This window comes from Bradyrhizobium sp. SRL28 (genome assembly GCF_018596315.1).
Lineage (GTDB): Bacteria > Pseudomonadota > Alphaproteobacteria > Rhizobiales > Xanthobacteraceae > Bradyrhizobium.
In genome coordinates this window covers 372802-397094 of the sequence record NZ_JAHEAG010000001.1, presented here as the reverse complement: position 1 = coordinate 397094, position 24293 = coordinate 372802, and the positions used below count along the sequence as shown (strand labels likewise).

21 protein-coding genes and 1 pseudogene are annotated in these 24293 nt (G+C 63.1%); 11 read left to right on the top strand and 11 right to left on the bottom strand.

Translation table 11 applies throughout. The features are described from left to right. The first annotated feature begins 28 nt into the window (after positions 1 to 28). Positions 29 to 1219 (top strand): mannonate dehydratase, encoded by a 1191-nt coding sequence (uxuA, locus tag KIP88_RS01660; protein WP_214486622.1) that lies wholly within the window; start codon positions 29 to 31, stop codon positions 1217 to 1219. Positions 1220 to 1225: 6 nt separating this feature from the next. On the opposite strand, the gene KIP88_RS01655 is transcribed toward uxuA, so the two are convergent. Genes KIP88_RS01655 through KIP88_RS01630 form a run of 6 tightly spaced genes read right to left on the bottom strand, consistent with a single transcriptional unit; the run spans position 1226 to position 8257 of the window. Next, positions 1226 to 2305: an ABC transporter ATP-binding protein gene (locus KIP88_RS01655; RefSeq protein ID WP_214486082.1), complete on the bottom strand. Its 1080-nt coding sequence runs from the start codon at positions 2303 to 2305 to the stop codon at positions 1226 to 1228. Beyond that, on the bottom strand, positions 2302 to 3282 hold the full coding sequence (locus KIP88_RS01650; protein ID WP_214486081.1) for an ABC transporter ATP-binding protein: 981 nt from the start codon (positions 3280 to 3282) through the stop codon (positions 2302 to 2304). Before KIP88_RS01650 ends, KIP88_RS01655 begins: the two co-directional genes overlap by 4 nt. Beyond that, on the bottom strand, positions 3282 to 4853 hold the full coding sequence (locus KIP88_RS01645) for an ABC transporter substrate-binding protein (RefSeq protein ID WP_214486080.1): 1572 nt from the start codon (positions 4851 to 4853) through the stop codon (positions 3282 to 3284). The genes KIP88_RS01650 and KIP88_RS01645 overlap by 1 nt, the downstream gene beginning before the upstream one ends. 16 nt (positions 4854 to 4869) lie before the next feature. Beyond that, entirely contained in the window at positions 4870 to 6438 is a 1569-nt protein-coding gene (locus tag KIP88_RS01640; RefSeq protein ID WP_214486079.1) for an ABC transporter substrate-binding protein, read from the bottom strand. Beyond that, on the bottom strand, positions 6435 to 7322 hold the full coding sequence (locus KIP88_RS01635; protein WP_214486078.1) for an ABC transporter permease: 888 nt from the start codon (positions 7320 to 7322) through the stop codon (positions 6435 to 6437). The genes KIP88_RS01640 and KIP88_RS01635 overlap by 4 nt, the downstream gene beginning before the upstream one ends. Next, positions 7319 to 8257, bottom strand: a complete 939-nt coding sequence (locus KIP88_RS01630) for an ABC transporter permease (protein WP_214486077.1) — start codon at positions 8255 to 8257, stop codon at positions 7319 to 7321. Before KIP88_RS01630 ends, KIP88_RS01635 begins: the two co-directional genes overlap by 4 nt. A gap of 526 nt (positions 8258 to 8783) precedes the next feature. Between KIP88_RS01630 and KIP88_RS01625 the strand changes: the two are divergent. Together KIP88_RS01625 and KIP88_RS01620 are read left to right on the top strand one after the other, a co-directional pair. Next, positions 8784 to 10031 (top strand): annotated as a pseudogene (locus tag KIP88_RS01625) (SulP family inorganic anion transporter); the annotation flags it as partial. A 100-nt stretch (positions 10032 to 10131) separates the two neighbouring features. After that, complete coding sequence (locus tag KIP88_RS01620) at positions 10132 to 10845, top strand: pyridoxamine 5'-phosphate oxidase family protein (protein ID WP_214486075.1); 714 nt, start codon at positions 10132 to 10134, stop codon at positions 10843 to 10845. Here KIP88_RS01620 and KIP88_RS01615 read toward each other — a convergent pair. From KIP88_RS01615 to KIP88_RS01605, 3 genes are all read right to left on the bottom strand, one after another. Beyond that, entirely contained in the window at positions 10754 to 11335 is a 582-nt protein-coding gene (locus KIP88_RS01615) for a DUF2889 domain-containing protein (protein WP_214486074.1), read from the bottom strand. The two genes, KIP88_RS01620 and KIP88_RS01615, sit on opposite strands and share 92 nt — an antisense overlap. A 29-nt stretch (positions 11336 to 11364) precedes the next feature. Continuing rightward, positions 11365 to 12342 carry an NADPH:quinone oxidoreductase family protein gene (locus tag KIP88_RS01610; protein ID WP_214486073.1) on the bottom strand — a complete coding sequence of 326 codons (978 nt, stop codon included), beginning with the start codon at positions 12340 to 12342 and terminating at the stop codon, positions 11365 to 11367. 84 nt (positions 12343 to 12426) lie between these two features. After that, positions 12427 to 13500 (bottom strand): LLM class flavin-dependent oxidoreductase, encoded by a 1074-nt coding sequence (locus tag KIP88_RS01605; protein WP_214486072.1) that lies wholly within the window; start codon positions 13498 to 13500, stop codon positions 12427 to 12429. Between the two features lie 179 nt (positions 13501 to 13679). Between KIP88_RS01605 and KIP88_RS01600 the strand changes: the two genes are divergently transcribed. From KIP88_RS01600 to KIP88_RS01580, 5 genes are all read left to right on the top strand, one after another. Continuing rightward, complete coding sequence (locus KIP88_RS01600; RefSeq protein WP_214486071.1) at positions 13680 to 14822, top strand: mechanosensitive ion channel family protein; 1143 nt, start codon at positions 13680 to 13682, stop codon at positions 14820 to 14822. A gap of 143 nt (positions 14823 to 14965) precedes the next feature. Continuing rightward, positions 14966 to 15379 carry a DUF3830 family protein gene (locus tag KIP88_RS01595; protein WP_212419001.1) on the top strand — a complete coding sequence of 138 codons (414 nt, stop codon included), beginning with the start codon at positions 14966 to 14968 and terminating at the stop codon, positions 15377 to 15379. Positions 15380 to 15381: 2 nt separating this feature from the next. Further along, positions 15382 to 16320 (top strand): allantoinase PuuE, encoded by a 939-nt coding sequence (gene puuE, locus KIP88_RS01590; protein WP_214486070.1) that lies wholly within the window; start codon positions 15382 to 15384, stop codon positions 16318 to 16320. Positions 16321 to 16324: 4 nt separating this feature from the next. After that, positions 16325 to 17596, top strand: coding sequence for an allantoate amidohydrolase (locus KIP88_RS01585; protein ID WP_214486069.1), 1272 nt, complete (start codon positions 16325 to 16327; stop codon positions 17594 to 17596). 94 nt (positions 17597 to 17690) lie between these two features. Then, complete coding sequence (locus tag KIP88_RS01580; protein ID WP_214486068.1) at positions 17691 to 19058, top strand: hypothetical protein; 1368 nt, start codon at positions 17691 to 17693, stop codon at positions 19056 to 19058. Positions 19059 to 19064: 6 nt separating this feature from the next. On the opposite strand, the gene KIP88_RS01575 is transcribed toward KIP88_RS01580, so the two are convergent. Continuing rightward, positions 19065 to 19679, bottom strand: a complete 615-nt coding sequence (locus KIP88_RS01575) for a DUF4440 domain-containing protein (protein ID WP_249790454.1) — start codon at positions 19677 to 19679, stop codon at positions 19065 to 19067. Positions 19680 to 19712: 33 nt separating this feature from the next. Between KIP88_RS01575 and KIP88_RS01570 the strand changes: the two genes are divergently transcribed. From KIP88_RS01570 to KIP88_RS01560, 3 genes are all read left to right on the top strand, one after another. Continuing rightward, positions 19713 to 20711, top strand: coding sequence for a LysR family transcriptional regulator (locus tag KIP88_RS01570; protein ID WP_214486067.1), 999 nt, complete (start codon positions 19713 to 19715; stop codon positions 20709 to 20711). 179 nt (positions 20712 to 20890) lie between these two features. Continuing rightward, positions 20891 to 21601: a cysteine hydrolase family protein gene (locus KIP88_RS01565; RefSeq protein WP_214486066.1), complete on the top strand. Its 711-nt coding sequence runs from the start codon at positions 20891 to 20893 to the stop codon at positions 21599 to 21601. Then, a complete protein-coding gene (locus KIP88_RS01560; RefSeq protein WP_214486065.1) occupies positions 21598 to 23250 on the top strand; it encodes a regulator in 1653 nt (550 codons plus the stop codon). The genes KIP88_RS01565 and KIP88_RS01560 overlap by 4 nt, the downstream gene beginning before the upstream one ends. A 181-nt stretch (positions 23251 to 23431) precedes the next feature. On the opposite strand, the gene KIP88_RS01555 is transcribed toward KIP88_RS01560, so the two are convergent. Beyond that, complete coding sequence (locus KIP88_RS01555; protein WP_214486064.1) at positions 23432 to 24286, bottom strand: VOC family protein; 855 nt, start codon at positions 24284 to 24286, stop codon at positions 23432 to 23434. Positions 24287 to 24293 lie beyond the last annotated feature (7 nt).

The window sequence follows — 24293 nt, the reverse complement described above, 5'->3', positions numbered from 1 at the left end:
TAATTCAGATTTCAGGAGATCGCCCATGATGCTGCAGGGATGGCGGTGGTACGGGCCCAATGATCCCGTATCGCTCGACGATATCCGCCAGGCCGGCGCGACCGACGTGGTAACCGCGCTGCATCAGGTGCCGATCGGTGAGGCCTGGACGCGCGCGGCCGTCGAGGAGCGCAAGAACCTGATCGAGAACGGTCAGCCCAGCCGTTCGCCGCTGACATGGTCGGTGGTGGAATCGATTCCGATCCCCGATGACGTCAAGCGGCTCGGCGGCGGCGCGACCCGCTCGATCGAGGCCTGGATCGCGAGCCTCGAGGCAGTGGCTTCAGCCGGCATCAAGATCATCTGCTACAATTTCATGCCGGTCGTGGACTGGTGCCGCACCGATCTCGAATGGGAACTGCCGAACGGCGCCAAGGCGATGCGTTTCGATCAGGAACGGTTCGCGGCATTCGACCTGCATATCCTGCAGCGGCCGGAGGCACCCGCCGAATACTCCGAGGCTGCGCGGCGTCGCGCCAAGGAGGTCCATTCGCGGATGACGCAGGCCGATATCGATGTCCTCGTCACCAACATTGCCAGCGCGCTGCCGGGCTCCACGACCGATCCGCTGACGATCCCGCAGTTCCGCGACCGCTTGCAGCAGTACCGCGGCATCGACTCCGCTGTACTGCGCCAGCATCTTACCGAATTTCTCGCGCGCGTGACGCCGGTCGCCGAATCCCTCGGTGTGACGCTGACGCTGCACCCGGACGATCCGCCGCGTCCGCTGTTCGGCCTGCCGCGCATTGCATCCTCGGCGGAAGATTATCAGGCTCTGTTCGATGCCGTGCCCTCAAAGGCCAACGGCATCTGCTTCTGCACCGGCTCGCTCGGCGTACGCGCGGAGAACGATCTGCCCGCGATGGCCAAACGCTTCGCACCGCGGATCGGCTTTGCCCATCTGCGTGCGACCAAGCGGGAAGGCGACGGTCTGTCGTTCTTCGAGTCCGACCATCTCGACGGCGATGTCGACATGATCGCGGTCTTGAAGGCGCTGCTTGCCGAGAACCACAAGCGTTCATCGAACGACCAGATCGTGTTCCGGCCGGATCACGGCCATCGCATGCTCGACGATCTCGCGGAAACCAAGCGCACCAATCCCGGCTATACCGCGATCGGCCGGCTGCGCGGGCTCGCCGAACTGCGCGGGGCGATCCGCGCCATCGAGCACACCGGCTGATCCCGTTCAGACCGGCACTCGCGCCTGCTTGGCCGCCTCGAACGCCGCCAGCCGCTCGGCGAATTTGCCGTTCGCCATGCCTGCGCGGGCGAGGATGGTGGGAATGGGTAACGTCTCGAAGAAATGACAGGCCACACGATGACCGGGCGCTGCCTCGCGCAGCTTTGGCTCCTCGGCCGAGCAACGCGGCTGCGCATGCGGGCAGCGGGTATGGAAGCGGCATCCGGTCGGCGGTCTGAACGGGCTAGGCACGTCGCCCTGCAGCATCACGCGCTTGGTGCGCAAGGCGGGATCGGGCTTGGGGATCGCCGCCAGCAGCGCCTGGGTGTAGGGGTGCAGCGGGCGGTCGTAGAGCGTCTTCTTGTCTGATATCTCGACCAGCTTGCCCAAATACATCACCGCGACGCGGTCGCTGATGTGCTTCACCACGGCAAGATCATGGGCAATGAACAGATAGGAGAGGCCGAAGCGCTGCTGCAGATTCTGCAGGAGGTTGACGATCTGCGCCTGGATCGAAACATCCAGCGCCGACACCGGCTCGTCGCAAACGATCAGGTCGGGATTGACGGCGAGTGCGCGGGCGATGCCGATGCGTTGGCGCTGCCCACCCGAGAACTGGTGCGGATAGCGCCTGGCATGCTCGGGCGACAGACCGACGATTTCCAGGAGCTCACGCCCGCGCGCAGCGCGGGACGAGGCGTCGCCGATCTCGTGGACCCGCAGCGGCTCGTCCAGGATTTCGCCCACGGTCATGCGCGGGTTGAGCGAGGCGTACGGGTCCTGAAAAATGATCTGCATGTGCCGGCGCATCCGGCGCAGCTCGCCCTTGTCGAGATTGGCGATTTCCTTGCCCTTGAAGCGCACCGAGCCTGACGTCGGGTCCATCAGGCGCAGGATCAGGCGTCCCGTGGTCGACTTGCCGCAGCCGGACTCGCCGACGAGCGCCAGCGTCTCGCCGCGGGCGATCTCAAAAGTCACATCCTCGACGGCGCGCACGAGTCCGATCACCTTGCGGCGGATCAATCCGCGCGTGACTGCAAAATGCTTGACCAGGCTGTTGACCTGAAGAACCGGCGCATCGCTCATGACGCCACCTCGACCGGAGCTTTCCAGCATGCCACCTGATGGCCGGGCACGACATCGCGCAGCGGTGGCGGATCAAGCCGGCAGCGCTGGTCCGCGAACGGGCAGCGCGGCGCGAAGCGGCAGCCCGCGGGCTGGTTGTTCGGGCTGGGCACCGTGCCTTCGATGGTCGCAAGACGCTTGCGGTCGACATCGATGCGCGGGATCGAGCCGAGCAAACCGATCGTATAGGGATGCTGGGGATCGGCGAACAGGTCGTTGACGTCGGCGCTCTCGACGATGCGGCCGGCATACATCACCAGCACCTGATCGGCGACCTCGGCGATAACGCCAAGATCGTGCGTAATGATCAGGATCGCCATGCCGAGCCGCTGCTGCAGGTCGCTCAGAAGGTCGAGGATCTGGGCCTGGATGGTGACGTCGAGCGCCGTCGTCGGCTCGTCCGCGATCAACAGCGCCGGCTCGCAACTCAGCGCCATCGCGATCATCACGCGCTGGCGCATGCCGCCCGACATGTTGTGCGGGAAATCATCGATGCGCTGCGCCGGCGAGGGGATCCGCACCAGGTCGAGCATCTCGATCGCGCGCTCTCTCGCCGCGCGCGGCGACATCGCGCTGTGGGCCAGGATCGCCTCGACGATCTGCTGGCCGACGGTGTGGACCGGATTGAGCGAGGTCATCGGCTCCTGGAAGATCATCGACATCTTGCCGCCGCGCAGCTTGCGGCGCTCGTCGGCTGAAAGCCGCAGCACGTCGCGATTGCCGAACAGCACCGCCTCGGCCTCGACCTTGCCCGGCGGGCTCGGCACCAGCCCCATCACCGAAAGCGACGTCACGCTCTTGCCACAGCCGGACTCGCCGACCAGGCCGATCGTGCGTCCGCGAGGAACGCTGAAGCTGATGCCGTCGACGGCGCGGAACAGGCCGCGATCCGTCGCGAAGTGGGTCTTCAGCCCACGAACCTCGAGGAGCGTGTCCATCAGAACGAGTAATCCAGTCCCTTGTAGAAGGTGTTCTGATAGAGCATGTGCGGCCTGACACCCTTCATCTTCTTCGAGCTGGTGGTGTACATGGCAACGTTCATGACAGGCATCCACAGATGCTCGCTCATCACCTTCTCCTGCACGCGCGCGTAGTTGAGCGTGCGCTCGGCGTCGGTTAATGCGGCGCGGCCGGCGCGCAGCCACTCGTCGGTCTCGGCGTCCTTCCAGTTCATGCGGTTGGGCGTCGGGATATTCTTCGAGTTGAAATAGATGTTCATCAACTCGCCCGCCGACAGATACGGCACCGTCACGGTCCACAGTTCGTAGTCCTGCTTGCCCATCTCGGCTGGCGCAATCGTGGAGTCGAAGCCTATGATCTTCCAGTCGATGCCGATCTTGCGCATATAGCCCTGGATCGCTTCGGATACGCGCGGGAAGTAGGACACCTGCGTGTACAGGACACGGGGCGCGAGCTTCACGCCGTCCTTCTCGCGGATGCCGTCACTGCCAACCTTCCAGCCGGCTTCGTCGAGGAGCTGCTTCGCCCGTTCGACATCCTCCTTGATGACGCCCTTGGTCTTTGCGGCGAAGTCGAGCGCCTTGGGATCGACGAAGGTGAGCGCCGGTTCGGCGTTGCCCAGCATGACGCCCTTGACGATGTCAGCGCGGTTGATCGCGATGTTCATCGCCTCGCGCACGCGCTTGTCTGATACCATCGGACGGGTGATCTTGTAGCCGTAATACATCAGCTGGAAGTTGGGCTGGGCCTCCTGGACGGTCAGGTTGGGCGCGGCCTTGACCTGCGCGATGAATTGCAGCGGGACCTGGTGGGTGAGGTCGAACTGCCCGCCCATGATGGCGGCGACGCGGCTGGCATCCTCGGGCACGATCTTGATGCTGAGCTTGTCGAATTTCACCGGGCCCTTATTCTTGTACATCGACGGGCCCCATTTGTAGGCGTCGTGGCGCTTCAGCACGATTTCCGTGCGCGGCTGCCAGCTCTCGAAACACCACGGCCCGGTGCCGTCGATTCCCTTGATGCCGTAATCCTTGCCGAGCGTCTCCACGCTTTCCTGGTTATGGATCGCGTTGGTGTACATGGTGAGCTGCAGCAGCAGTTCGGAGTAGGGTTCGTTGAGCTCGTACTCGACGGTGTAAGGATCGGGCGCGCGCAGTTCCTTGATTTCGCCGGCGCGCCAGGCGTAGGGCGCCTTGGTCTCGGGATCCTTCAGCCGCTTGAAGCTGTAGATGACATCGGCGGCGGTGAACTTCTTGCCGCTGCAGAACGTCACGTCGTCACGCAGCTTGAAGGTATAGGTTCTGCCGTCCTCGCTGATCGTCCATGACTTGGCGAGATAGGGGATGGTAGTCTGGCCATCCCAGTCGAGCGCGACCAGTGTATCCTGGAACATGTTGACGATATCTGACGTCGGCGACCAGGTCGTGCGCTGGCCGTCGTAATGCGGCGCGTCCAGCGACTTCATCACCCGCAAGGTCTGTGCCTCGGCGGCCGAGTAGATTCCGGCCACTCCGAGCAGCGCCGCAACGCCCGTCAAAATGCTGCGCATCGTGTTCTCTCCCTTGTTATTTCTGCCGCGACACGTCCAGCCCTTTGTAGAAAGTGTTCTGGTAGATCATGTGCGGTTTGGCATCGGTGATCTTCTTGTTGGCCACCTGGTCCATGTTGATGTTGAGCACGGGTATCCAGAGGTGCTCGCGCATCACCTTCTGCTGCACCAGCGCGTAGTACTTGGCGCGATCGGCCTCGGTCAGTGCCGACCGGCCCTGCTTCAGCCAGTCGTCGGTTTCGGCGTCCTTCCAGTTCATCCGGTTCGGCGTCGGGATGTTCTTCGAGTCGAAATAGATGTTCATGAGGTCGCCGGCCGACAGATAGGGCACCGTCACCGACCAGATTTCGTAATCCTGTTCGGCCATCTTGGCGGGTGCGATGGTGGAGTCCCAGGGCTGAAGCTGCCACTGCACGCCGATGCGGCGCAGGTAACCCTGGATCGCCTCGGCCACCCGCGGCGTATTGCCCGCCTGGGTGAAGTAGACCTTCGGCTGCAGCTTGACGCCGTCCTTTTCGCGAACGCCGTCGCTGCCCATCTTCCAGCCGGCTTCGTCGAGCAGGGCTTTTGCGCGCTCAATGTCCTCCTTCACGATGCCCTTGGTGCCGGCGTCGTGATCTAGCGCGTCGGGATCGACGATCGTGAAGGCAGGATCGGCGTTGCCGAGCAGGATAGCTTTGGCGATCTCGCCGCGGTTGATGGCGATGCTCATCGCCTCTCGCACCCGCCTGTCCTCCACCATCGGACGCGTCGTCTTGAAGCCGAAATAGAGCAACTGGAAGTTCGGCTTCGCCGCGGTCACGGTCAGCATCGGGGCCGCCTTGGCCTGGGCAATGAATGCCGGAGGAAACTGGTGGGTCATGTCGAACTGTCCGGCCATCATCGCTGCGACACGGCTGGACTCCTCGGGCATGATCTTCATGCTTAGCTTTTCGAACTTCACCGGGCCCTTGTTCTTGTACAGCGAGGGGCCCCACCGGTATGCGTCGTGGCGCTTGAGCACGATCTCGGTGCGCGGCTGCCAGCTGTCGAAACACCAGGGTCCGGTGCCGTCGGCGCCCTTGATGCCGTAATCCTTGCCCAGCGCCTCCACGCTCTCCTTGTTGTGGATCACGGTGGTGAACATGGTGAGCTGCAGCAGCAGTTCGGAGTAGGGCTCCTTCAACTCGTATTCGACGGTGTAGGGGTCGGGCGCACGCAATTCCTTGATGTCGCCGGCGCGCCAGGCATAGGGCGCCTTGATCGCGGGATCCTTGAGCCGCTTGAAGCTGTAGATGACATCATCGGCGGTGAACTTCTTGCCGCTGCAGAACGACACGTCGTCGCGCAGCTTGAAGGTATAGGTTCTGCCGTCCTCGCTGATCGTCCATGATTTGGCGAGATAGGGAACCGGCGTGCGGCCATCCCAGTCGAGCGCGACCAGCGTGTCCTGGAACATGTTGACGATATCGGAGGTCGGCCCCCAGGTCGTGCGTTGCGCATCGTAATGCGGCGCGTCTATGCCCTTCATCAGATTGAGCGTCTGGGCCGATGCCGGACCCGAAATGCTTACTGCCAGACACACTCCCAATGCGATCCTGATCATGTCTGTAACCTCGGATCGAGGACGTCGCGGAATGCGTCGCCCAAAAGGTTGGCGGCCAGCACGATCACGAAGATGGCACAGCTCGGGATCGTCGCGATGTGCGGCGCCATGAACAGGAAGTCGCGGCCTTGCGCCGCCATCATGCCGAGTTCGGCGGTCGGCGGCTGCGCGCCCATGCCGAGGAAGCCGAGCGCCGCGCCGATCAGGATGATCTGGCCGAAGCGCAGGGTGAGAAACACGAAGATCGTCGAAATGCAGTTGAGCGTCAGGTAGCGCCAGATCAATTCGCGGTCGCACACGCCGACGGCGCGGCCGGCTTCCATGAATTCCTGGCCCATCACGCTGATCGCAGCGCCTCGCGCCACCCGCGCGACGTCGGGTACGGTGGCGACGACGAGTGCGATCACCACGGCCGTCAGCCCGGCGCCGAAGATCGCGGCCACCGCCAGCCCGATCAGGATCGCGGGGAAGGCCAGCATCACGTCGACCAGCCGCATGATCCAGCCGTCGAGACGTCGATAGTAGGCGGCGAGGATGCCGAGAACGCCGCCGATGAAGCCACCGACGATCACGCCGACCAGCCCCAGCATCAGCGTGCTGCGCGTGCCGTAGATGACGCGGCTGAAGATGTCGCGGCCGGTGTTGTCGGTGCCGAACCAGTGCTCGGCGTCGGGTGGCCGCATTACTTTGGTGAGGTCGGTGAAGTAGGGATCGTAGGGCGATATCCATGGCGCAAACAGCGCTGCGAACACGATCACCGTAAGCACCAGCCCGGCTATCGCAGCCACGCGATCGCGCGCCAGGCGGCGCAGCACGCCGGCGCGGGCAAACACGCCGGTTTCGCGCTCCTGGACAAAGCCTTGTTCGAGGGCCTCGACGCTCATCTGCGCTGCACCCTCGGATCGAGATAGACGTAGAGCACGTCGACCAAGAGATTGATCGACAGGAAGGCGATAGCGAGGATCATGATCGCGCCCTGCGCCGTCGGAAAATCGCTGGAGACGATGGCGCCGACCGCGAGCCGGCCGACGCCGGGCCATGAGAACATGGTCTCGGTGACGACGGCGCCGCCGAGCAGGAACGCCGCCTGCAGTCCGATCAGGGTGACGACGGGGATCATGGCGTTGCGCAGCGCATGATGAATGATCACCACCCGTTCACGCAGCCCCTTGGCGCGCGCCGTGCGCACGAAATCGGCGCCGAGCACTTCGAGCACGGCGGTGCGCGTCAGGCGCGCGATCGGGCCGATCAGCACCGCGCCGAGCGTCAGCGCCGGCAGGATCAGGCTCGGCAGTCCGCCGTCCCATACCGGGCCGGTGCGGCCGGTGAACGGCAACAGTGCCCATTTGAATCCGACAAACTGGATCAGGATCAGGCCGATGAAGAACACCGGCATCGACACACCCGCCACCGAGCAGGCCATGATGATGCGGTCAGTGAGGCGGCCGCGGTTGACGGCGGCCAGTGTTCCGAGCGCGAGCCCGATCGGCACGGCGAGCAGCATGCCGCCGAGCATCAGCTCGACCGTAGGCCCGATGGTCATCGCCAGTTCCTCGCTCACCATCCGGTTGGAAATGATGGAACGGCCGAGATCGCCGCGAAGCACACGCAGGATGTATTCGAAGAACTGGACGGGAATGGATCTGTCGAGGCCGAGTTCCTGGCGGATCGCGGCGATGGTCTCGGCCTTGGCGTCGGGCCCTGCGATGATCATCGCGGGATCGGCAGGCACGACCTGCAACAGACAAAAGCAGAGGAAGAGAACCCCGAGCAAGGCGGGGAACGAAATCAGCAGACGATGGACAATCTGTTGCCCCATGCGACGCCAACGGACGGGTTGGGCCAAAAGGAACTCGCGCGCCGACGCTGACGCTTTTGTTTCCCCCTCGGCAGCCGCGCTTCGTCCGACGTGCGCGGCTTTTGCTTATCGCTGGATAGTGACACCTGTCCGTCGCGGCGTCACGCCCAATCTGCCAGTTCGTTCCGGCTGCGTCCTTTTGCGCGGACGCTGCGATGATATTTCGCAATGCGAGAATTTCGTCACACGAAAACAAGCGCTCGCGCACCAGTCGTGGCTTTGTGCTGATGGCGCGTGCGAAGGATGCAGGTCATCGCCGGCTGCAGATCACCGTCAACGCAACAAGCCGCCGTCGGCCTATCGCCGTCGAACGCGTTGCTGGATGTCGCGACAGAGACTCATCGCAACCTCAGGTACGCCCGAGCCTAACCGGTGCCCCGCTATTTTACGGGGTGCCTGCTTCCGCGCCATCGCTGCACAGGGGTTTTTCTGGTTCCGCCTTTGGCCCTTCGCTATAATCTGCGAATCCTCGATCGGTTAATCCGCAATGCCTGACGGCTCCGCCAGCGCCCATCATTACCGTCCCAAGCTCGTCACCGTTCTGTCGGAGGGCTATGGTCTCGGCAGCTTTCGAAAGGATATGCTGGCGGCCCTGACGGTTGCGATTGTCGCGCTCCCGCTCTCGATGGCGATCGCCGTCGCCTCGGGCGTATCGCCCGAGCGGGGATTATACGCCGCTGTCATCGGCGGCTTTTTAGTATCGGCGCTGGGCGGCAGCCGCTATCAGATCGGCGGTCCCGCCGGCGCGTTCATCGTCCTCGTATCGGCCACCGTGGCGCGGTTCGGCCTCGAAGGACTGTTGCTGACGGTTTTCATCTCGGGCTTCATGCTGACGCTGATCGGCCTTTTGAGGCTCGGTGCGTTGATCCGTTATATTCCGCATGCGGTCACCGTCGGATTCACCTGCGGCATCGCGGTCACGATCTTTGCCAGCCAGCTCAGGGATCTCGGCGGCTTGAAACTGCCAGCTGCCGAACCAGGGCCGTTGTTGCCAAAGCTCGCCGCGCTCGGCCAGGCGCTGCCATCGCTCAATCCTGCCGCGCTCGCTGTCGGTGTTGGCTCGGCCGCGCTGATCTTCCTGTTGCGGCGCCTGGCGCCGAACTGGCCAGGAATGTTGATCGCGGTCGTGCTGGCCTCGGTCGCCGCCTGGCTGTTGCATCTGCCAGTGGAGACGATCGGCAGCCGTTTTGGCCAGTTGCCGGATGGTTTGCCTGGGCCGCGCCTGCCGTCGATCTCTTACGCAACCGTGCTCGAAGTGTTGCCGGCGGCGCTCTCCTTCACGCTGCTGGGCGCGGTCGAAAGCCTGCTGTCCGCAAAGGTCGCCGACGGCATGACCGGGCGCAAGCATCGCTACAATATGGAGGTGGTGGCGCAAGGCATCGCCAACGTTGCTTCCGCAATCTTCGGCGGCATCAGCGTCACCGGCACGATCGCCCGAACGGCGACCAATATCCGCGCCGGCGCGTGCAGCCCGATTTCCGGCATGGCGCATGCGTTGTTCGTGCTGGTGTTCATAGTGCTCGGAGCCCGGCTGGCAAGCTTTGTTCCGCTGTCGGCGCTCGCCGGCGTGCTGGTGGTGGTGTGCTGGAACATGGCCGAGAAGGAAGAATTCTCGCGCCTACTTCACGACTGGCGCCCGGCTTGCGTGCTGATCGCGACCTTCGGCCTCACGCTGATCGAAGACCTGACAATCGGCATTATCGCCGGCTGCGTATTGGCGGCGGCGTTTGCGATCTACGATCGCGCCATGGGGCAGCAGCGCGCCGATAGCTAGCCGGCTGGCAGCTTGAGGGCTTCGGCGTTACAGTCTCTTCGCAACAAAGGGAGCTGAGCCGATGTGGCAGCGGCCATTCTATCACGAGGGCATGAGCGAACTGCAGGACCGGTTTGATGGACGGCGCGTCGCGGAAGCGATCGAGCGTCACCGCAAGCATTACGAATTCTGGGATGATGAGAAGGCGTTGATCGAAACCTCACCCTTCTTCTTCATCGGCACTTCCTGGAACGACTATATCGACTGCAGCATCAAGTCCGGCGACCCTGGCTTCGTGAAGATCGTGGGTCCAAACGTCATTGAATACCCCGAGTATGACGGCAACTCGATGTACCGGACGCTTGGCAACATTTCGCGAAATCCGAACGTGGGCCTGCTGTTCGTGCGCTTCGACGGCAAGAGCCGGAGAATGCGGATCAACGGCCGCGCGGCGATTCTGGAAGATGCCGAGGCCAAGGCCCGTCATTTCGGCGCGCAAATCGTGGTGCGGATCGAATGCGAAATCTACCCGAACTGCCCCCGCTACGTGCCTGATCTGGCTGGCGCAACATCGTCGCCTTACGTTCCCCGCGAAGGGCAGGGCGCGCCGCCGCCGCCGGAATGGAAGCGGCGCGATTACATCAGGACATCCTGCCCGCCGGTGATCCGCATGCGGAGGCTGTCAAGGCGGATGAGGGGCCGGCCTAATCCTTCGCGGCCGGCTTGGTCGCGAATTGCGGGAACATCGCGGCGACGACCGGCCCATCCGTGCGCCAGGAATGGCAGCCGCCGATGAAGAACGGACGCTCGCCGGAGTTCTGCTGGTTCTCCAGCGTGTCGCGGCCTTCCGGCTTCTTGCCGTAGGACATGGTCTGGTACAGCGTGGTCACGGCGGGGCCGAGCAACTCCATCAGATGCGTGCAGGTTTCGAGACGGCCGATTCTGCGCCGCACCGTTTCGCGCCAGCCCGGGCCGATGCGCTCGCCGATCAGGCGCTCTAGGACCGGCTCGACCTCGACGCAAGTTGGATAGGGCGTCGCGCGCATCATCGCTTCCGCCTCGCGGATGGTCATGCCGTCGTCGATCGCCAGCCGCAGGCCGATATCGTGCACGGGATCGCCCGGCTTCAGTTCGCCGCGGAAACGGTCGGCGCGCTGGGTGAAGGGCTTTGTGTCGCGCAGCCATGCTTCGACTTCCCAGAGCCCGTCGTCGCGCAGAAAGCCTTCGCATTCGACCGACCGCGTATGCATCAAGCGGCGCGATTTACTGATATTTTCCAGAGGCATCAGTTCGTATCCTGCATCGATGCGTTACTTCAGCCGAATTTGACGATCATCTTGCCGAGCGCCGATCGCGACTGCATGGTCTTGAACGCTTCGCGGAAATTCTCGAACGGCACGATCTTGCCGACCACGGGCTGCAATTTGCCTGAGGCAAGCCAGTCGAACAATTGCGCCATCAGGCGTGTATGCGTCTCCGGCTCGCGCTTCTGGATCTGGGCGAGATCGACGCCGAGCAGCGCGCCGCCCTTGAGCAGCGGCAGGTTGAACGCCAGCGCCGGAATGGTGCCCGAAGCGAACCCGACGACCAGATGTCGTCCGCGCCAAGCAATCGAGCGAAACGCCTGCAGCGCGACTTCTCCGCCCACGGGATCGAAAATCACGTCGGGCCCATGCCCGCCGGTCAGCTCCTTGAGCGTGTCCCGCCAGTCCGCCTTGGTGTAGTCGATGGTCTGATCGGCGCCGAACCGGACCGCGAAATCGCGCTTCTCCGCCGTCGAGGCCGCGGCGATCACCCGCGCGCCCATCAATTTGCCGAGCTGAATGGCGGCAATGCCGACGCCGCCGGCCGCGCCCAGCACCAGCAATATCTCGCCTTCGCGAAGTGAGGCGCGGGCATCCAGCGCGTAAAGGCCGGTCAGATAGTTGGCCTGAAACGATGCGCCGGCCTCGAAGGGAACCTGCGGCGGCAGGTTCTTGAGCGCCGCTGCCGGTACCGAGATGTATTCGGCGAGCGCGCCGGAACGGGACATGCCGATCACGGGCATATCAGGCTTGAACGCGGTGACGTCGTCGGCAACGGCATCGACGATGCCGGCAAACTCCGTTCCCGGAACGAACGGCAGGGGATCCTTGGTCTGATAAAGTCCTTGCACCTTCAATCCATCGACGAAGCCAACCGCCGCGGCGCCGACCTTGACACGGACTTCGCCTTTGGAAACGCCGGGCGTATCGATTTCCTTGATCGAGATGCCGTCGATCGAATCGTAGTTCTCGACAACCACGGCCTTCATGCGATTTCTTTCATGCGTTTTCCTGCTGTACCTCAAGGCCTTGTCGGGACATCTTGAGATGCTTGCGGATTCTTGAGGTGAACTCTACTCGGCCGCTTCGGCCTGCCGGTCGATCGCAAGCGCGCCTTCCTTGATGAGTGGAATCAAGTCGCGGCCGATCGCCATCGTGTCGTGCGGGTTTTCAAAACCGCGCAGCAGGAACGAATGAATCCCGAGCCGGTAATACTCCAGCACCGCCGCCGCAATCTGCTCCGGCGTTCCGACCAGGCACGATGTATTGCCGGGTGCGCCGGTGGCGCGTGCGATCCCCATCCACAACCGCTCGTCATGCACGTCGCCGCGCGCGGCGTAGCCGAGCAGGCGTTCGGCGGAACGGTTGGTCGGCTGCGGCGCCGCGCCGGTCTTGCGCTCGACATCCGCCAGCAGGGCGTTGGCCTTGTCCCATGCCGCGCCCTCGGTCGCCGCCATGATTGGCCGCAGCGACATATTGAAGCCGACGCTGCGCCCAAAGGCTGAGGAGCGCCGCCGGAAATCCTGGACCCGCTCCCGCGTCTCCTTCAGCGGCTCCCCGAAGATCGCGAACACGTCGCAATGCCTCGCGCCCATCTCCAACGCGCCTTCCGATGAGCCACCGAAGAACAGGGGCGGGCAGGGCTGCTGATACGGCTTGATGTCGGAGTAACCGCCCTCGACGCGGTAGAACTCGCCCTTGTGGTCGAGCGGGCTGTCGCTGGTCCAGAGCTTCCGCATCACCTCCAGATATTCGCCGGCGCGGCGGTAGCGGTCGTTCTTGGGCAGGAAGTCGCCTTCGCTGGCCTGGTCCGCGTCGCTGGTGCCGGCGATGATATGCAGCGCCATCCGCCCTTGCGTGAGCTGGTCGAAGGTCGCGATCTGCCGCGCCGCCAGCGCCGGCGCCACCGAGCCCGGCCGGTGCGCGATCAGGAACTTGATCCGTTCGGTGTGATCGGCCGCATAAAGCGCAATCGCAAAACCTTCGGCGGCGGACGCGTAATATCCGACCAGGACGGAATCATAGTTCCACTGCTCGTGCAGGCGGGTGAAATCGATCACCCATTGCCGCGATATCTGCCCCTTGATGAGGTGAACCGCGACGCCTTCCTGCTGGGTGCCGATCATTCCGATGATTCTTGCTGGCATGGGTATTCCCTAGGATCTCTTCTCACTGGGAACGATGAAACGCGGAACAAGGCGGGAAAGCAAGCAAACCCATCGAATTGCGAAATGCGCGCAGTGAATTGCTGCGCTGCGTCAGGCGGGGGACCTATCCGCTGAAGGCCGCGTTAGCGGCGGGTCAATGTCGCGCAGCGGGAATTTGCATGGACGATTTTCTGTCATGGTTGGAACAGATGTTGGGCTGGGTGCCGCAATGGATGGTGGGCCTCGGCCTCGTCGTCTGTGCCATTATCGTTGCGCTGTTCGTGCACGGTATCGCAGCGCGCATCATCAAACGCGCGCTCGGGGAGCGCTGGCCGGCGGTGGCCCTGCTGCTGCAAAGGATCGCCGGACCGGCCCGGCTGGCGCTTTGTCTGGTGGCCGTGGCGCTGGTGCTGCCGTTGGCGCCGCTGAACGACGTGCTTCGTGAACAGCTCCGGCACTTTTTCATCGTCGCCGTCATCGCGCTGATCGGATGGATCACGGTTCGCGCCGTGGACATGGGGGCCGCGCGCTATCTGCAGCGCTTTCGCCTCGATACCGACGAGAACTTTCTCGCCCGCAAGCACGTCACCCAGGTCCGCGTCTTCAAGCGCGTGATCGATACGTTGGTTGTCATCATCGCGGTTTCCACCGCCCTGATGACCTTCGAATCCGTCAAGCAATACGGCGTCAGCCTGTTCGCCTCCGCCGGCGCCGCCGGTCTGATTCTCGGCCTTGCCGCCCGGCCGCTGCTCTCAAACCTGATCGCCGGCGTCCAGATCGCGATCACCCAGCCGATCCGGATCGAGGACGCCGTCATCATCGAGAATGAATGGGGCTGGGTCGAGGACATCGCCTCGACCTATGTCGTGATCCGGCTGTGGGACTGGCGCAGGATGGTGGTCCCGCTGTCCTATTTCATCGAGGGTCCCTTCCAGAACTGGACCCGCGACACCCAGTCGCTGATCGGCGCCATCGCCTTCCATGTCGACTATTGCACCGATGTCTCGCGGATCAGGCAGCGGCTTGAGGAGGCCGTGCGCGAGACCAAATTGTGGGATGGCGCGGTGGTCAATCTCCAGGTGATCGAGGCCAGCCCGCGGGCGATCGAGCTTCGCGCGCTGGTCAGCGCCAGATCCGCGCCGCAATCCTGGGATCTCCGCTGCGAGATCAGGGAAAAGCTGCTCGCTTTCATTCGCCTGGAGATGCCCGAGGCGTTCCCGCGCGAACGCGCGCTGATATCGCCTCCGCTCGCCGATTTCGAAAACTCCTTCGGGCACGGCGATGCGCCGGCCCGTCCGGTCCCGGTGCGAACCCATAATTGAGGTCCCGCGAAGGGCAAATTCCCGGCGCCGATGCGCTCGTTGAAACCGGCCAGCGAGGCGGAATCGGCCTTGCTTCCGGTTGTTCCGGCTGTAATGGATACCGCTGAACCACATGCCTCACCTATATCCAGAAGAAGAGATCGATGAGCCAACTGATTGTCCGTGCCGGTGAATTCACTTTCCAGGCCCGCTTCGAGGAGCAACTGGCGCCCAAGACGGTCGCCGCCTTCCGCAAGGCGATGCCGTTCGAGAGCCAGGCGATCCACGTCCGCTGGAGCGGTGAGGGTGTCTGGATGCCGCTCGGCGATCTCGATTTCGGCGTCTCCTACGAGAACCACACCAGCTATCCTGCACCGGGCCAGATCATTCTCTATCCCGGCGGCATCAGCGAAACCGAAATCCTGCTCGCCTATGGCGGCGTGCATTTTGCGAGCAAGATGGGCCAGCTCGCCGGCAATCATTTCATTACCCTGACCTCGGGGCTGGAGAACCTGACCGCGTTCGGCAAGACCGTACTGTGGAAGGGCGCGCAGAAGATCCGCTTCGAGGAAATATAGACGTGGCCGCGCCGGCTTACCCGCGCGACTTCCGCGGCTACGGGCGCAACCCGCCCGATCCCAAATGGCCCGGCAACGCGCGTGTTGCCGTCCAGTTCGTGGTGAATTTCGAGGAAGGCGGCGAGAACAATGTTCTCGACGGCGATCGCGCGTCGGAGGCGTTCTTATCCGACGTATTGGGTGCGCAGCCCTGGCCCGGCCAGCGCCACGCCAACATCGAATCGATGTTCGAATACGGCTCGCGCGCCGGCTTCTGGCGGCTGTGGCGGATGTTCACCGAACGCAATTTGCCGGTGACCGTGTTCGGCGTCGCGATGGCGTTGAAGCGAAACCCGGATGTGGTCGCCGCCATGAAGGAGGCCGGTTGGGACATCGCCAGCCACAGCCTGAAATGGATTGAGCACAAGGACATGTCGGAGTCCGAGGAGCGCGTCGAGATCGCGGCGGCGATCCGCGTCCACACCGAGGCGACCGGCGCGCCCCCGCTCGGCTGGTACACCGGGCGATCTTCGATCAACACGCTGCGGCTTTTGATGGAAGCCGGCGGCTTGCTTTATCTCTGCGACTCCTACGCCGACGACCTGCCATACTGGATCAAGGCGCGCGGCTCGAAGCCGCATCTGGTCATTCCCTACACGCTCGATGCCAATGACATGCGCTTTGTGAATGCGCAGGGTTTTGGCGGCGGCGACGAATTCTTTGCTTACCTCAAGGACAGCTTTGACGTCCTTTACAGGGAAGGCGAAACCGCACCGAAGATGATGTCGGTCGGCCTGCATTGCCGCGTCGTCGGCCGCCCCGGCCGTGCGGCGGCGCTGATACGGTTTCTCGACTACATCGGACAGCACGAGCGGGTCTGGGTGCCGACGCGGCTGGAGATCGCGCAGCACTGGCACGCCAACCTGGCCCATCTCGCCGACAACGCATTCGATATTGGATGAAGCAATGCTCGGCGATGAAATCGTAAGCCGGATCAACCAGCTCGGGACGATTTCCGAGACACCTGAGCATCTGGCGCGGATCTTCCTTTCGCCTGAACATCGCATCGCGGCCGATCTCATCATGTCCTGGATGAGGGATGCCGGCATGGCCGCGCATCTCGACGCCATCGGCAATGTCTGTGGCCGTTACGAAGGCGACCGGCCGGGGCTGCCCTGCCTGATGCTGGGCTCGCATTACGACACCGTGCGCGACGCCGGCAAATGGGACGGCCCGCTCGGGGTCATATCAGCGATTGCCTGCGTCGCCGATCTGAACCAGCGCGGCGTGCGTTTGCCCTTTGCGATCGAAGTCGTCGGTTTCGCCGACGAGGAGGGCGTACGATTCTCCTCCACGCTGCTCGGCAGCCGGGCCATCGCCGGAACTTTTGACGACAGCGTGCTCAACACGCGCGATTCAAGCGGCCTCACCATGCACGAGGCCATAGTGCGGTTTGGGCTGGACCCGACCAGAATCGGCGCGGCGGCGCGCGCCCGCGGCGAACTGCATGCCTATGTCGAACTGCATATCGAGCAGGGGCCGGTGCTGGAGCAGCAAAACCTGCCCGTCGGCGTGGTGACGGCAATATCAGGCGCCACAAGGCTGGCCGCGAACCTCTCCGGCATGGCGGGACACGCCGGCACGGTGCCGATGGCGCTGCGGCGCGATGCGCTGGCCGGCGCTGCCGAATGCATCGTCGCGGTCGAGGAATTCTGCAAAGCCGATAGCGCCGGTCTGGTTGGCACCGTCGGCGTCATCACGGCGATGCCCGGCGCGACCAACGTCATCCCGGGGCGGGTCTCCTTCACGCTGGACATTCGCGCGCCGGTGGATGCCCACCGCAAGCTTGCGGTGGCCGAGATCGTGCGACGGATCGAGGCAATTGCGAAACGGCGCGAACTGTCGCTGCAGATCGACGTCACCCACGAAAACCGTACCGTGCCCTGCGCGCCGTGGCTGAAAACGCAGGTGGCGGAAGCGGTTGTGGCCGAAGGCTATGGCGTGTTCGAACTGCCCAGTGGGGCAGGGCATGACGGTATGGCGATGATCGACATCGCAGACGTCGCCATGCTGTTCGTCCGTTGCCGCGGCGGCATCAGCCATAACCCGGCCGAGCATGTCGAGCCTGACGACGCCGATGCCGGCGCGCGCGTGCTGCTGCGGCTGATTGAGAATTTTGGGCCAAGGAAAGAGGGTGGCTCTACCCATCCTGTGGGCCAGCTCCGTCCGCCTTTATGACAAAGCGGTGACAGTGCGTGTCATTTGGCAGAAAGACGAATCAATGATGTAACCACTGGCACTCGACACCACGGAACCTCGTTGATCCCTGCATATGCATCGTCATATTTCATTTTCATCACATCGCGAATACCGATTTTATCAGGGTCCGCTTGCCTCCTGTGTCGCCAACGGTATTCAGGCCGTCAATTTTCTCGGTGATCGCTTCCTGAGAAAATCTCACGCATCGGCCGGGATCGATGAGCTTTACAGGCACTCGGTCAACAGTGCCTTTTCTCCGACGGAAGCCTTTCTGGTCACGGGGGCACCGCACGCATCCGCCTATTATCCCCGGGACTTTGCCTGGTTTTATCCCGATGTGCTCGATCCCGAGACCATCACGGATTCCGAGGATGCCGTCCGCCGGGTTCGCTTGCTCGAAAAAAGCGTCCGGTTGATGCTGGAAGCCGTCCGCGCCAATGTCGTCACGACGACCATCGTTCCGGCAGGCAGCGATCGGTACATTGGCGTCAATTACTTCTCGCTGCCGTCGGATACGCTGTTAGGCATCCTCGCGGGTCTGGAACAGATCATGCTCGCGGACCAAAGGACATCTTCGTATCTGGCGATGGCGCAAGGCGCGCATGCCGGGCGCTTGTTGCTTGCCGGATATCGCGACGACCTGAAGAAGGCGATATTTCAACTTGCCAACGCGTTGGAGCCGTTCGACGACAACGGCCTCACGGCTTTGCTGTGTGACGTAAATGCACCCCGCTCCGCGGCAACGGATACCCGCGCCGAGCGCAGACGTTTTGTCACCAATGCATGCGTCTACGCGACATTTGTGCGCGGCATACGATTAGGGGTGATCGACCAGATCGAGCTGGAAGGGGTGCTCGGACGCGGGCTTTCGCAATACAAGAAGGAACTACTCGGGTTGTTCGGCAAGCATGGCCATATCAGGCATGCCCTGGATTCAAGTAGCGAACCGGCGGCGTCCTCCATTGCGCTCGATTTCGTCAATGTGCACCAGGGATTTTGGGATCTGAGCGAGGCGAGCGAACGCGCGCTGTTCGCCGCCACGACGGATCTGGTGCTTGGCGAGCCGCGGTTTCGAATCCCGGATACATTTCACTTCCTGGTATCTGCCGATAATCCGCAGAACAAGATGATCCACAAGATTGCGGCTCCGGCCTACCAGGGGCGTTCCTGCTGGCCGACGTTCAATGTCGAATTCGCCGATCGCATGCTGGAGTACGATGAGTTTTCCGGCACCGAAAAATACAGATCCTGCGCGCAGGATATCTTGAGCGACATTCGTAACGCGACCGAAATGCACGGCGGCTATCAGGAGCTTCTATCCGAAAAGGGTCAGAAATATCGCACGTGGGCCTATCAGGGCGCGGTCGCTCACTCCTGGTTTCCGCGTTTTCTGTCGGTCTGGCGGCGGGCATTCGGCGCGCCATTGCTTAACAGGAGCTAGACCGCCTCATTTCTTATCGAGATTTGCGCCGCGGGCCAGCGCGGCCGCAGTCTCGAGCCCGACATGGCGCACGAGCGGGTCGGCATGGCGGTGAACCAGCCACCACTCCGCGCCTTGCCTGCGATAGACCAGCGTCACCCGCAGCGACCAGTCCTGGTCCGGCAAGCCGCCGACCTCGCCGTGCTCACGCTCGATCACGGCAAGGACGACCAGATCGCCTGACGCGTAGGATTGGACCAATTCGACTTTGGCATCGCCGTTTCTGAAATAGCTGGCGAGCCGCGCCAGCCGCTCGGGACTCATGTCGAACCCGCGGCTGGCTTCACCGCCAAACGGCTGCATCAGGGTAAAGTCATCCGCGATGCGCGTCAGGCCGGCCCATTTGTCCATGTCACCGCGCATGAAAGCTGAAGCCCGCGCCTCGGTCTTCCGGACCAGATCGACAAGTTCCTGCTCCGAAACTGCCGAGGTCGGCTCCTGTGCGGCGCTGGTCGACAGCGGCATGGCGAGTGCGGCCTTCAGCGCCAAGTGCATCCAGCGGTTCGATTTGAACATTTCGGTGTCTTTCCATTCGGGTTGGGCCGGCAACCAACCGGCGGTGCCGCCCAAATCCCATTTCAAGGATCATGAATCCAGTGATATGATTTCAGCATTATGCTGAACCAAATTGACCTCTCCCGGATCGATCTCAACCTGCTCGTGCTGTTCGAGATCGTCTTTCAGGAAAGACACGTGGGTCGGTCGGCGGAGCGGCTCCATCTTTCGCCGTCCGCCATCAGCCACGGCCTTGGCCGGCTGCGCACGCTGCTCGGTGATCCCTTGTTTCTGAAGACCCCGAAGGGGGTCGTTCCGACGGAACGCGCACTCCAGCTCGCGACGTCAGTGGCTGAAATTCTCGCACGTGTCCGCGGGGTCGTTTCGTCGGCTACGCCGTTCGATCCACTACATTCGGCGCGGCGCTTCGTCATTGGCGCGCCCGATGGCGTGTCGTCGGTCATCCTGCCTTCGCTGCTGGAGACGTTGCGTGGGGTGGCGCCGGGCGTGGATGTGGGAATCCGGCAGCTGCTGCCGGTGCAAGGCTCCACCGTTCCTCATCTGGCGTGGAAGGATGCGTTGAAGGAGCTCGAAGACCGGACGACGGACATCGCGATCATTCCATTCGACGATATTGCGGTCCGTTTCCACAAACAGAAGCTTTACGAGGAAGAGTTCGTCATTGCGGTTAGAAAGGGGCATTCATTCCAGCGTAACCCGACCCTCAAGCGCTACTGCGAGATGGAGCATCTCGTCGTTTCGCACACCGGTGATGTTTCTGGGTTCGTGGATGTTGAACTGGCGAAGAAGGGTCTGACACGACGCGTAGCGCTCACCGTGCCCAATTTCATTTTTGCGCTCTCGGTGCTGGCCGAAACCGAGATGGTCTCCGCGCTGCCGCGACGGTTCGTGGAAATCCATGGTGCCCGCTTCAATGTCGTCGCCGTCAAGGCGCCGCTGCCGCTGCAGCGCTTCTCGATCAATGTCGTTGTTCCGAAAGTGGCGATGATGGATGCCGGCCTTGCCTGGCTGGTCCAGTTGTTGGGTCAGGTGCGAGCAGGAAATGGCGGACCGCCAGTTCTTCGTTCGGGCAAGAGCAATCGCAGCATGCACAGCTAATGAGCAACTGCCCGCTTGCGGTGCGTTCGATGACGGCGAGCTGGGATCCGCGCCCGCGAGTAACGGACTGACAATACGATTGATTTTCTCCAGACCGATCGCCTGGCGCCATTGTACACAATGGCATGCGCCTTGCTTGACTTCTCCCGAAGAGTTCTCTCGTTCGGGGCGCGTACGTCATGGCGAACTCAGCAAAGCTCGCAGCGGAGCCGGAGCCGATCGAACTCGACTGGGCGGCGACCGCGCTTCTCATCATCGACATGCAGCGCGATTTCATGGAGCCGGGCGGCTTTGGCGAGACGCTCGGCAATGACGTCAGCCAGCTTGCGCGAACCGTGAAGCCGATCGCCGCGGTGCTGGATGCGGCGCGCGCGGCCGGCATGCTGGTCGTTCACACCCGCGAGGGGCATCTGCCCGATCTCTCGGACGCACCGCCGGCCAAGGTCGAGCGCGGCGCACCGTCGCTGCGCATCGGCGATCCCGGGCCAATGGGGCGCATTCTCATTCGCGGCGAGGCTGGCCACGACATCATTCCCGAATTGTATCCTCAGGGCGGCGAGATCGTGATCGACAAGCCGGGCAAGGGCGCGTTCTACGCCACCGAGCTCGGCGATGTGCTGCAGCGCTACGGCATCGAGAATCTGCTGGTCTGCGGTGTCACCACCGAGGTCTGCGTCAACACCACCGTGCGCGAAGCCAATGACCGCGGCTATCGCTGCGTGGTGCTGGCAGATGGCTGCGCCTCCTACTTTCCCGAATTCCACGAGATGGGCCTGAAAATGATCAAGGCCCAGGGCGGCATTTTTGGCTGGGTCTCCGACTCGGCGGCCGTGTTGCATGCGCTTTCACTGGAGATTCCAAGAACGGCAGTAGCGGGGGGATTACGATGAGCACGGGCATGACGGGGACTGCAGGCACATCCACCTTTAAGCCGGCCTTGTGGACGCCGGGCGACTGGAACGCGCTGTTCGGTTTCGGTACCAACATTCTCGTCAACATGCTGGTGCTGACCGGCCTGTTGCGCTTCGTGCTGAAGATGCCTGACTCGATCGTGTTCGGCCGCATCCTGCCGGCGCTCGGCCTGATGATGTGCCTGTCCACCTTCTATTACGCTTATCTCGCCTACAAGCTCGCGCAGAAGACCGGCCGCAGCGACGTCTGCGCGCTGCCGTCGGGCGTCAGCGTGCCGCACATGTTCATCGTCACCTTCGTGATCATGCTGCCGATCACGCTCAAGACGGGCGATCCGATCAAGGGCTGGTCCGCCGGTCTGGTCTGGGTGTTCTTCCAGAGTTTTATTCTGATGATCGGCGGATTCATCGCGCCGTATATCCGAAAGATTACGCCGCGCGCGGCGCTGCTTGGCACGCTGGCCGGCGTCTCCGTCACCTTCATCTCGATGCGTCCGGCGCTGGAGATGTACATGACGCCGCAGATCGGGCTGGTGTGTTTCGCCATCATTCTGGTGGCCTGGTTCGGCGGCGTGAAATATTGGAGAGGCATGCCGGCCGGCCTCGTCGCCATCGCCGTCGGCATGATCATCGCGTGGGGATCGAACCTGTTCGGCCTCGGGCTCGGCGGCTTGAGCCTGAAAGGCGTCGGCGATGCCTTCGCGAATTTCGGTTTCTCGGTGCCGTTACCGGCCTTCGGCCTCGTCTTCTCCGGATTCGAATTCCTCGGCATCATCCTGGTGACAGCGATCCCGTTCGGCATCTACGACCTCGTCGAGGCCATGGATAACGTCGAGAGTGCGGAAGCGGCCGGTGACGAATATCCAACCACGCGCGTGCTGACAGCCGACGGTGTCGTCAGCCTGATCGGTTGCCTGATGGGCAATCCCTTCATCAACGCGGTTTATATCGGCCATCCCGGCTGGAAGGCGATGGGCGGGCGCATCGGCTACTCGGCCGCCACGGGGATCATGGTGGTGCTGTTGTCGTGGTTCGGCATCATCTCGGTATTGCTGGCGCTGGTGCCCGTGGTCGCGATCTCACCGATCCTGCTTTACATCGGCATGCTGATCGGCGCGCAGGCGTTCCAGACCACGCCAGTCAAGCACGCGCCGGCGATCGTGCTGGCGCTGACGCCGCATCTCGCCGCCTGGGCAAAACTGCAGATCGACACCATGCTCGGCTCGACGATCACGGCGGCCCAGGCGGTCGGCGGTCTCGCCGCCGACAAGGTCGATGCGGTGAAGAGCGCGGCGATATCAGCGTTGCCGCAGCAGGGCGTGCTCTATCACGGTCTCGAAGTGATGGGCGGCGGATCGATCCTTGCCGGCCTCGTGCTCGGCGCGATCGGCGTGTTCGTGATCGAGCGTGACTTTCTCAAGGCCTCGGCCTTTGCGCTGGCCGGCGCCGTCATGACCTATTTCGGCTTCATGCACGGCGAAGCCGTCGGCATCGGCGGTGGCCTCGGCGTCACACCGGGCGTGGCGCTGGCCTACGTGGTGATGGCGGCCGGGCTGTTCGCGCTGGCGAAGACCAGTCCGAGTGTGGATTACAGCGCGCAAGTGCCGGCGGCAGCGCCAGCGGAGTAGCAGGCTGTGGCGTTCCCCGGACGCTGCGCAGCGGGTTCGGGATCGCGCTTCGCGCGACTCCTACGGTGCGCAGCTGAGCCGGGGTCCACGCCGAGACTGGGTCCCGGCTCAGCGGAGCAGCGTTACCGGACGATGCTTCGCATCGCCTAGGCTGCACCGCGTCCGGGACACGCGGAATTCCTTAACCCTTAACGAACGCCAGCATCGTGCCGTTGCCTTCAGCCGGCGGTACTACCACGCCATCAGCTTTTTTCACGCCGACAGCACCCAATGCCTTCTGCGCCGCGGCGACGTCGGCCACGATCACGAGCCCCGCGCCGCCGCGTTCGGGCAGGCCGGCCAGCGACACGCCGGGATAGCGCTTGCCGAGTTGATCCTTGGTCAGGAACACAAAGTCGGCGCGGTCGCCACCGGAGGGCACCGCGATCGCACCATCGGACTCGCTGCGAACGTCACGATCGATCAGCTTGGACATATGCGCGGCCTCCCTGGCCGGCTCCGGCGCGACCATCAGCACCTGCTTCAGGCGCTTGGCGCCATTGGCATGCTTCATCAGTTCGGGAATCCACACCGTCTCGCGCGTCTTGTGCTGGCAGGCAAAGATGCGCACGCCGCCCGGCGCTTCCACCGTCGGCCATTGAAAGGTCCGGAACCTGGCTGCGGATTCGGTCCCGTCAGGCATCGTCACCGGCCGCTCGAAATCAGTGGGACCAACGGGGACATAGCCACGCGCGAGAATCTCTTCCGCGCCCTGCGCCGAATCCACGGCGGTGAAGGCGATGCGCTCGATGCCTTCACCGCTCTTTTCGAGAAACGCCCGCGCTGGCTCATTATGTTCCGTCGGCCTGAGCACGCCGAGCAATTCCATATAGTCGGGGTCGAACATGATGGTGTAGTTGCCCGATCCCATATGCGTGCTGTGGGTGCCGCGCGGCGACACGGTGAAGCCCAGCCGCTTGTAATTCTCGGCCGCCTTGTCGAGGTCCTTCACCATGACCACGGCGTGATCGATTCCGATGACGTTTTTGAGTGCCACTCTGTTA

Bases quoted from the DNA above. Each gene is read 5' to 3' on its own strand.
- KIP88_RS01585 (WP_214486069.1), top strand. From the start codon at position 16,325: ATGCTCGGCGATGAAATCGTAAGCCGGATCAACCAGCTCGGGACGATT.
- KIP88_RS01620 (WP_214486075.1), top strand. From the start codon at position 10,132: ATGTGGCAGCGGCCATTCTATCACGAGGGCATGAGCGAACTGCAGGAC.
- KIP88_RS01655 (WP_214486082.1), bottom strand. From the start codon at position 2,305: ATGAGCGATGCGCCGGTTCTTCAGGTCAACAGCCTGGTCAAGCATTTT.
- KIP88_RS01600 (WP_214486071.1), top strand. From the start codon at position 13,680: ATGGACGATTTTCTGTCATGGTTGGAACAGATGTTGGGCTGGGTGCCG.
- KIP88_RS01560 (WP_214486065.1), top strand. From the start codon at position 21,598: ATGAGCACGGGCATGACGGGGACTGCAGGCACATCCACCTTTAAGCCG.
- KIP88_RS01630 (WP_214486077.1), bottom strand. From the start codon at position 8,257: ATGGGGCAACAGATTGTCCATCGTCTGCTGATTTCGTTCCCCGCCTTG.
- KIP88_RS01635 (WP_214486078.1), bottom strand. From the start codon at position 7,322: ATGAGCGTCGAGGCCCTCGAACAAGGCTTTGTCCAGGAGCGCGAAACC.
- KIP88_RS01580 (WP_214486068.1), top strand. From the start codon at position 17,691: ATGCATCGTCATATTTCATTTTCATCACATCGCGAATACCGATTTTAT.
- KIP88_RS01640 (WP_214486079.1), bottom strand. From the start codon at position 6,438: ATGATCAGGATCGCATTGGGAGTGTGTCTGGCAGTAAGCATTTCGGGT.
- KIP88_RS01615 (WP_214486074.1), bottom strand. From the start codon at position 11,335: ATGCCTCTGGAAAATATCAGTAAATCGCGCCGCTTGATGCATACGCGG.
- KIP88_RS01610 (WP_214486073.1), bottom strand. From the start codon at position 12,342: ATGAAGGCCGTGGTTGTCGAGAACTACGATTCGATCGACGGCATCTCG.
- KIP88_RS01565 (WP_214486066.1), top strand. From the start codon at position 20,891: ATGGCGAACTCAGCAAAGCTCGCAGCGGAGCCGGAGCCGATCGAACTC.
- KIP88_RS01570 (WP_214486067.1), top strand. From the start codon at position 19,713: ATGCTGAACCAAATTGACCTCTCCCGGATCGATCTCAACCTGCTCGTG.
- KIP88_RS01650 (WP_214486081.1), bottom strand. From the start codon at position 3,282: ATGGACACGCTCCTCGAGGTTCGTGGGCTGAAGACCCACTTCGCGACG.
- uxuA (WP_214486622.1), top strand. From the start codon at position 29: ATGCTGCAGGGATGGCGGTGGTACGGGCCCAATGATCCCGTATCGCTC.
- KIP88_RS01645 (WP_214486080.1), bottom strand. From the start codon at position 4,853: ATGCGCAGCATTTTGACGGGCGTTGCGGCGCTGCTCGGAGTGGCCGGA.
- KIP88_RS01595 (WP_212419001.1), top strand. From the start codon at position 14,966: ATGAGCCAACTGATTGTCCGTGCCGGTGAATTCACTTTCCAGGCCCGC.
- KIP88_RS01605 (WP_214486072.1), bottom strand. From the start codon at position 13,500: ATGCCAGCAAGAATCATCGGAATGATCGGCACCCAGCAGGAAGGCGTC.